The sequence below is a fragment of the Streptomyces niphimycinicus genome, from assembly GCF_018883605.1.
Taxonomy (GTDB): domain Bacteria; phylum Actinomycetota; class Actinomycetes; order Streptomycetales; family Streptomycetaceae; genus Streptomyces; species Streptomyces niphimycinicus.
This window is the reverse complement of sequence record NZ_JAHLEM010000845.1, coordinates 1-7,653: the sequence shown is the minus strand read 5'-3', so window position 1 is coordinate 7,653 and position 7,653 is coordinate 1. Positions and strand designations below refer to the sequence as shown.

General features: G+C 72.8%; 8 protein-coding genes. 5 read left to right on the top strand and 3 right to left on the bottom strand.

Features of this window, described 5'->3' with window-relative positions; translation table 11 throughout:
• Positions 1-41: 41 nt before the first annotated feature.
• From KN815_RS44060 to chsH3, 3 genes are read right to left on the bottom strand one after another with little or no spacing between them, the layout of a single operon-like run.
• Positions 42-1,034: a 3-oxoacyl-ACP reductase gene (locus KN815_RS44060; RefSeq protein ID WP_216347364.1), complete on the bottom strand. Its 993-nt coding sequence runs from the start codon at positions 1,032-1,034 to the stop codon at positions 42-44.
• Complete coding sequence (locus KN815_RS44055) at positions 1,019-2,104, bottom strand: Zn-dependent alcohol dehydrogenase (RefSeq protein WP_216347363.1); 1,086 nt, start codon at positions 2,102-2,104, stop codon at positions 1,019-1,021. Before KN815_RS44055 ends, KN815_RS44060 begins: the two co-directional genes overlap by 16 nt.
• 33 nt (positions 2,105-2,137) lie before the next feature.
• On the bottom strand, positions 2,138-2,992 hold the full coding sequence (gene chsH3, locus KN815_RS44050) for an enoyl-CoA hydratase ChsH3 (protein WP_216347362.1): 855 nt from the start codon (positions 2,990-2,992) through the stop codon (positions 2,138-2,140).
• Positions 2,993-3,342: 350 nt separating this feature from the next.
• Between chsH3 and KN815_RS44045 the strand changes: the two genes are divergently transcribed.
• The 5 genes from KN815_RS44045 to KN815_RS44025 form a co-directional block, all read left to right on the top strand.
• Entirely contained in the window at positions 3,343-4,521 is a 1,179-nt protein-coding gene (locus tag KN815_RS44045) for a sensor histidine kinase (RefSeq protein ID WP_216347361.1), read from the top strand.
• Between the two features lie 113 nt (positions 4,522-4,634).
• Positions 4,635-5,240 carry a response regulator transcription factor gene (locus KN815_RS44040; protein ID WP_216347366.1) on the top strand — a complete coding sequence of 202 codons (606 nt, stop codon included), beginning with the start codon at positions 4,635-4,637 and terminating at the stop codon, positions 5,238-5,240.
• Between the two features lie 138 nt (positions 5,241-5,378).
• Positions 5,379-5,966: a class I SAM-dependent methyltransferase gene (locus KN815_RS44035; RefSeq protein ID WP_253209625.1), complete on the top strand. Its 588-nt coding sequence runs from the start codon at positions 5,379-5,381 to the stop codon at positions 5,964-5,966.
• Between the two features lie 32 nt (positions 5,967-5,998).
• Entirely contained in the window at positions 5,999-6,925 is a 927-nt protein-coding gene (locus tag KN815_RS44030) for an N-acetylmuramoyl-L-alanine amidase (RefSeq protein ID WP_253209624.1), read from the top strand.
• Positions 6,926-7,120: 195 nt separating this feature from the next.
• Positions 7,121-7,653, top strand: a 533-nt coding sequence (locus tag KN815_RS44025) for a DUF5336 domain-containing protein (protein ID WP_253209623.1), incomplete at its 3' end; no start/stop codon positions are given.

The following is a 7,653-nucleotide window of genomic DNA, read 5'->3' as shown; positions in this document are numbered from 1 at the left end:
GCCCCCTGGCCCAGGGCCCCCACACCCCAGGCCCCCTCCCGTCACCCCCGCTTGAGGCCCAGCACCTCCACCGCCGCGAAGCTCTCCCCGCCCCGCTCCGCGAAGTACGGCGTCAGCGCCGCGTCCAGCTCCTCGAAGCCGAAGGCGTCCTCCTTGGCGTCCAGCTTCGCCGCCACCTTCGGCCGCTCCAGGATCGCCAGCATGCCGCCGTGCACCACGAACACCTGGCCGTTCACCTTCGCCGCGGCCGGTGAGGCGAGATAGCCGACCAGCGGGGCGGCGTGTTCGGGGGCGAGGGCGTCGAGTCGGCCGTCCTCCGGAACCTCGAAGTCCGCGAAGACGTCCTCGGTCATCCGGGTGCGGGCGCGCGGGCAGATGACGTTGGCCGTCACCCCGTACTTGGCGAGCGCCACCGCCGTGGAGGTGGTCAGCCCGACGATGCCGCCCTTCGCCGCCGCGTAGTTCGGCTGGCCCGGCGAACCGGCGAGGAACGCCTCCGAGGAGGTGTTGATGATCCGGCCGTGGACCGGGCCGCCCTCCGCCGCCTTGGACCGCTCGCGCCAGTGCGCGGCGGCGAAGCGGATGGTGTTGAAGTGGCCCTTGAGATGGACCCGGATCACCGAGTCCCACTCGTTCTCACTCATCGAGAAGACCATCCGGTCGCGCAGGATGCCCGCGTTGTTGACCAGGATGTCCAGCGCGCCATAGGTGTCGATCGCGAGCTGGACCAGCTCGCCCGCCTGCGCGAAGTCGCCCACATCGCCCGCGTGGGCGGTGGCCCGGCCGCCCGCCGCGCGGATCTCCTCGGCGACCTGCTCGGCGGGGCCGGCCGATGCCTCGCCCGAGCCGTCGCGTCCGCCCTGTCCGTAGTCGTTGACGACGACGTTCGCGCCCAGCCGGCCCAGTTCCAGGGCCTCGGCGCGGCCGAGGCCGCGCCCGGCGCCGGTGACGATCGCGGTCTTCCCCGCCAGCGGGCTTCCCGCCGGCGGACCGCTCAGTGGACTCCCCAGTGAGCCCGTCAGATCTCGATGCATGTGCGCAGCGCCTCCCCGGTCCGCATCTGCCCGATCGCGTCGTTGATCTCGCCGAGCCGCACCCGGTGGGTGATCAGCCCTTCGAGGTCGATCCGGCCCGCCCGCCACAGGTCGATGGTGCGCCGGTAGGAGCGGAGCACATCGCCGCCGCCGTAGAGCGAGGGCAGGATGCGCTTCTCGTCGAAGAACAGCTCGAACATGTTGAACTGAAGGAAGTCGTCCAGCGCCCCGGCCCCGACCACGCACAGCGTGCCGCCGCGCCGGGTGATCTCGTAGGCCCGGCGGGCGGTGGCGGAGCGGCCCACGACCTCGAAGACGTAGTCGAAGCCCTCGCCCGCCGTGACGCTGTTCTTCGCGGTGTCCAGGCCGTCCGGCGTCACCGCCTCGGTGGCCCCGAAGCGCAGCGCGGCCTCGCGCCGCGACTCCACCGGGTCGACGGCGACGATCTGCGCGGCGCCCGACGCCCTGGCCCCCTGGATGACGCTGATGCCCACCCCGCCGCAGCCGATGACCGCGACCGACGAACCGGCCTCCACCCGGGCGGTGTTGAAGACGGCCCCGAGCCCGGTGGTCACCCCGCAGCCGATGAGGGCCGCGATGTCGTACGGGACGTCGTCGGGGATGGGCACGGCACACGCGGCGGGGAGGACGATCTCCTCGGCGAAGGTGCCGGTCCCGGACATGCCGAAAAGGTCCTGCGGGCTGCCGCCGGAGCGCCGGAAGTTGGGGGTTCCGGCGTTCATGAACCCGGTCAGGCACAGCTCGGTCTGACCGCGCCGACAGGCCGGACAGCCGCCGCACGCGGGCAGCCAGCACACCAGCACCCGGTCCCCGGCGCTCAGCCCGGTCACCCCGTCGCCCACGTCGAGGACCTCGCCCGCGCCCTCGTGGCCGGGGACGAACGGCGCGGGCTGCGGCAGCACCCCGGCCATCGCGGAGAGGTCGGAGTGGCACAGCCCGGTGGCCCTCAGCCGCAGCCGGACCTTCCCGGGGCCGAAGCCCACCGCCTCGATGTCGTCGAGGACTTCGAGCTTGTCCTGTCCCGTCTCATGCAATACGGCTGCGCGCACAGCGGCTCCTCGTGATCTCGAGCGTGCGTGATCTCAAACGTGGTCGACGATGGTGTCGGTGAGGACCGGCGCGTCGTCCCGCTCGACGGCGGTCGCCGTCACGTGGACGCGCCCCTCGTCCCGCCACATCCGCACGCGCAGGGTCTCGCCCGGGTAGACCACCCCGGCGAAGCGGGTGGTGTACGAGCGCACCCGGGCGACGTCCCCGTCCAGCGCCGTGTCCACGACCGCCTTGAGCACCATCCCGTACGAGCACAGCCCGTGCAGGATGGGCCGCTCGAACCCCGCGACCTCGGCGAACGCGGGATCGGCGTGCAGCGGGTTCCAGTCCCCGGAGAGCCGGTAGAGCAACGCCTGGTCCTCGCGGATGGCCCGCTCCACGGTGTCGTCCGGCTCCCGGGCGGGCGGCTCCACGCGTTCGGAGGGGCCGCGCTCGCCGCCGAAGCCGCCCTCGCCTCGGGCGAAGATCCGGGTGTCGCAGGTCCACAGCGGGCCGTCCGCGTCGGCGACGTCGGAGCGCAGCACGATGACGGCCGCCTTGCCCTTGTCGTACACCGCGGCGACCTTGGCGCTCTGGGTGGCGTCCCCGCTGACCGGGATCGGCCGGTGCAGTTGGACGGTCTGGCCGCCGTGCAGCACGGCGGCGAGGTCGACGTCGATGCCGGGGGCGCTCATGCCCCCGGCCATCGCCATGCCACCGCCCGCGACGGTCGCGAAGCTGGGGAGCACATGGAGCCTGCTCTCCAGGGTGTAGCGGAGTTCTTCGGGGTCGGTGGCGGGGATACCTGCGCCGATGCCCAGGTGGTAGAGCTGGATGTCCTTGTGCCCCCAGGTGAGAGCGGTGCTGCGGGGTTCGGCCGAGATGGCCTTGGCGGCATCGATGGGCATGGGCGACAGCACTCCTTGGTCCGCTGGCTCGGCCACGGTCCGAAGACCCCGGCCCGCCCGTCCGCACCGTCGGCCGTGCCGGGGTCGTCGCTGGTCGGCCGGATCGCGTTCGCTCGCATGGATATCTAGAACGCGTTCTAGCCGATGGCACCCTGTATAGCCCAATCGCTCCGAAGGGGGAAGACCTGCTGACGGTCCATCAGGTTGCCGGCGGACCGCCGTCGGATGGCCTTCGGACGCCCCTCGGACGGCCGCCGTCCGGGGTGGCGAAGACCCCGGGACAAATGTCATGGCCATCCCCCGACATCCGCATCTGCCCAGCTCATGGCGGCTTCCATAAGGTCGGACGCATGTTTGCCACCGCCGAGCACATCGAGCGCCTCAAGCCGCCGGGCCGCCGCACGTTTCTGCCCTGGCTCTTCATGCTCTCGGGGGATGTGCAGGCGCTCTTCAAGGAGAAGACCCCCCTGCCCTGGCTCGGCGGCGCCGGGGCGGCGGCCTTCGTCGCGCTCTATGTGACCGCCATCCACACCAGCCTGGACGAGCGCCGCCGCCACACCCGGGCCCCGCTGCTGGCGCTCGCCGGGCTCGCGGCGGTCACCTACGCGCTGGGCATCGGCTACGCCGGGGACTGGCTGCTGTGCTTTCCGCTGCTGTCGCTGGCCTCCGGGCTCGTGCTGCGCGGGGGGAGCCGGCCGCTGGGACCGGTCATCCTCGTCCTGTCCGGCTCCGCCGGGATCATCGCCGGGATCCGCGGCGGCGCCTCGGACTCGCTCACCGTCTCGTACGGGACGGTCCTGTCCGGCCTGGTGACGGCGGCCATCCTGTCGCTCTTCGAGACCGTCGCCCAGCTCCGCGCCACCCGCCAGGAGCTGGCCCGTACGGCGGTGGAGAAGGAGCGGCTGCGGTTCTCCCGCGATCTGCACGATCTGCTGGGCCACACCATGTCGGTCGTCGTGGTCAAGGCGGAGGCGGTGCGCCGGCTCGCCCCGAAGAACCTGGAGGCCGCGCTGGGGCAGGCCGCGGACATCGAGGCGGTGGGGCGGCAGGCGCTCACCGAGATCCGCGAGGCCGTCACCGGCTATCGCGAGGGCAGCCTGGCCACCGAGCTGGACCGGGCCCGCTCGGCGCTGGACGCCGCCGGTATCGAGGCCGCCGTCCGCCGCTCCGGACCGCCGCTGGCCCCGCAGACCGAGGCGCTGCTGGGCTGGGTGGTCCGCGAGGGCGTCACCAATGTGGTGCGGCACAGCGGGGCGGCCCGGTGCGAGATCGAGGTCCGCGGCGGCATGGACCGGATACGGCTGGAGATCACGGACGACGGGGACGGCGTAGGCTCCCCGAGCGCGGCGGGCTCTGGGGGCGCGATCGGCGGTACGGGCCTCAAGGGCCTGGCCGAACGGCTGTCCGCGGCGGGCGGCTCACTGGAGTCCGGCCCCGGCGGGCGCCGTGGCTTCCGGCTCGTCGCCGAACTGCCGGTGGATACGGAGGATGCGATGGAGCCCGAGGTCGAGGAGACCTGGACGGCGTGAACGACACGCGGGGCACGCAGGACACGCGGGGCACGCAGGGCACACGAGGCACACAGGGCACACAGGGCACACAGGGCACACAGGGCGTGAACGACGCGAAGGGCGCGAAGGGCGTGATCAAGCTCCTGCTGGCCGAGGACCAGGGGATGATGCGGGGCGCGCTCGCCCTGCTGCTCGGGCTGGAGGAGGACTTCGAGATCGTCGCGCAACTGGGGAACGGCGACGAGATCGTGCCCCGGGCCCTGGAGACCCGGCCCGATGTGGCGCTGCTCGACATCGAACTCCCCGGCCGCAGCGGCCTGGACGCCGCCGCCGAGCTGCGCGAGGCGCTGCCGCGGTGCCAGGTGCTGATCCTCACCACCTTCGGCCGCCCCGGCTATCTGCGCCGCGCGATGGAGGCGGGCGCGGCCGGGTTCCTGGTCAAGGACGGCCCGGTCGAGGAGCTGGCGGTGGCGATCCGCCGGATCCTGGCCGGTGAGCGCGTCATCGACCCGGGCCTGGCCGCCGCCGCCCTCAGCGCCGGCCCCAACCCGCTGACCCAGCGCGAACGCGATGTGCTCTCGGCGGCGGTGGACGGCGCGACGGTCGCGGACATCGCGGCCAAGGTCCACCTGTCCCCCGCCACCGTGCGCAACTACCTCTCCTCGGCCATCGGCAAGACCCAGACCCGCAACCGCATGGAAGCCGTCCGCGCCGCCCGCCAGAACGGCTGGCTGTGAGCGCCGCACACCGACCCCTCCCCGCCCTGCTGGGGAGGGGTGCGGGAGGATGGGGCGGTGACTCAGTCTGCTGCTGCCGCCGCGTCCGCGGTCCCCGATCGCACCGTGCTCGACGCCTTCGAGGGGGCGAAGGGGTTCATGCCGCTGGACGAGGGGCTGGCGCTGTATGCCGCGGCCGCCGAGGTCGCGGCGCCGGGGCTGCCGCTGCTCGAAGTCGGTACGTACTGCGGGCGCTCCACCATTCTGCTGGCCGACGCCGCCCGCGCGGCGGGGACCGTCGTCGTGACCGTGGACCACCACCGGGGCTCCGAGGAGCAGCAGCCGGGGTGGGAGTACCACGACCCGGAGGTGGTCGATCCCGAGGTGGGGCGGATGGACACGCTGCCCACCTTCCGGCGCACCCTCCACCAGGCGGGCCTGGAGGACCATGTCATCGCGGTGGTCGGGCGGTCGCCGCGGGTCGCGGCGGTGTGGGGGCGGCCGGTCGGGCTGGTGTTCATCGACGGCGGGCACACCGACGAGCACGCGAGCGCCGACTACGAGGGCTGGGCGCCGCATGTCGCGGCGGGCGGGCTGCTGGTGATCCACGACGTCTTCCCGGACCCGGCCGACGGCGGCCAGGCGCCGTACCGGATCTACCGCCGCGCGCTCGCCTCCGGCGCGTTCACCGAGGTCTCCGCGACCCGCTCGCTGCGCGTACTGCGCCGCACCGCGACCCGCGCCTGAGTGGCGGCGGTGGCACGGCTACCATCGCCCGCGTGTCCAACGGCAGCTTTCCTCCTGAGCCCGGTCGCCGCGGCGGCACCCTCGCCATCGTGCTGGCGGCGCTGATACCTGCCTGCTTCGCCGGCTGGCTGCTGTGGAGTTCGGTGGACGGTTCGAAGGACGACGGCGCGGACGGGGCGGGCGCGCCCACGACCTCCTCGACGGCCTCCCCGTCGCCCCCGCCGTCCGGCGCGTCCTCGGCGCCGACCTCGTCCGCAAGCGCGTCCGGAAAGCAGCCGTCCGGTAAGTCCCTCGAGGGCAAGGTCGTCGTCATCGACCCCGGCCACAATCCGAACAACCGCGACCACCCCTCGCAGATCGCCCGGCTCGTGGACATCGGCACCGACGAGAAGGAGTGCGACACCACCGGTACGGCCACCAACTCCGGCTACGCCGAGGCGTCCTTCACCCTCGATGTGGCGCGCCGCGCCCGCACCCTGCTGGAAGCGCGCGGCGCCACGGTGCGGTTCACCCAGGACGGCGACCGGCCGTACGGGCCGTGTGTGGACGAGCGTGCGGAGATCGGGAACAAGGCCCACGCCGACGCCGTGGTCTCCGTACACGCGGACGGCGCGGCCGCCGGGGAGCGCGGTTTCCATGTGATCCTGCCCAAGTCGGTCCGCGGCGGCGGCGCGGACACCTCCGCCATCACCGCCCCCTCCCGGCGGCTCGGCGAGCAACTGCGCAGCCGGTTCGCCAAGGCCACCGGCAGTAAGCCCGCGCAGTACATCGGCGACGGCAGCGGGCTGGACGTCCGGGGCGATCTGGGCGGGCTCAACCTCTCCACCGTCCCCAAGGTGTTCATCGAGTGCGGCAATATGCGCGACTCCCAGGACGCCGCCGAACTGACCGATTCGGCCTGGCGGGAGCGTGCGGCGGACGGTGTCGCACAGGGCATTACGGACTTCTTGAACGAGTAGCGCTCCCACAACCGAACGGGAGGTCACGAGCGGGATACCGATGGGACACCCCCGGTCTCCGCAGGGCGATTCCCCCGTACGATGGGGCCCACCCCCGACGCCTTCGCGCCACGCGCCTGGCGGCAGCGCTACGTTAAGACGAAACCGACAAAGGACCTCACGTTGAACATCCGCTCGCTCACTCGAGGCGACGGCGTGGTGATCGGAGCAGCGGTGCTGCTGTTCATCGCCTCCTTCCTCGACTTCTACACCATCGACTGCGGCAGCAGCAGCTTCTGCAAGGACGCCGGTGAGAACGGATGGAAGTCCGACTTCTTCCCCGTATTGCCGTCGATCTTCCTTGCCGGGGTGATCGCCGCGGTACTCATCGTCTCCGCTCGTTTCCAGCCCGCGGGCCGCAACCTCTTCGGGCTCTCGCTCGACCAGTGGGGCACGGCGCTCGCGGTCTTCGCGGCCTGGAGCTCGCTGTGGACGATCATCGGTGGCCCGGAGGGGGTCGACAAGGGCGTCGGACAGATCCTCGGCCTGATCGGCACGCTGGCGATGGCGGCGGTCGCGCTGCTCACCCAGCGCATCCCGGCCCTGAAGGCCCCGCTGATGAACGCCGCCGGCCCGGCCCCGTCGCCGTACGGTGCCCAGGGCCCGCAGCCGGGGTACGGCTACCCGGGCGGTGCCCAGCCCGGCGCGCCCGCGCCGTACGGCACCCAGCCCGGCCAGCCGCAGCCGGG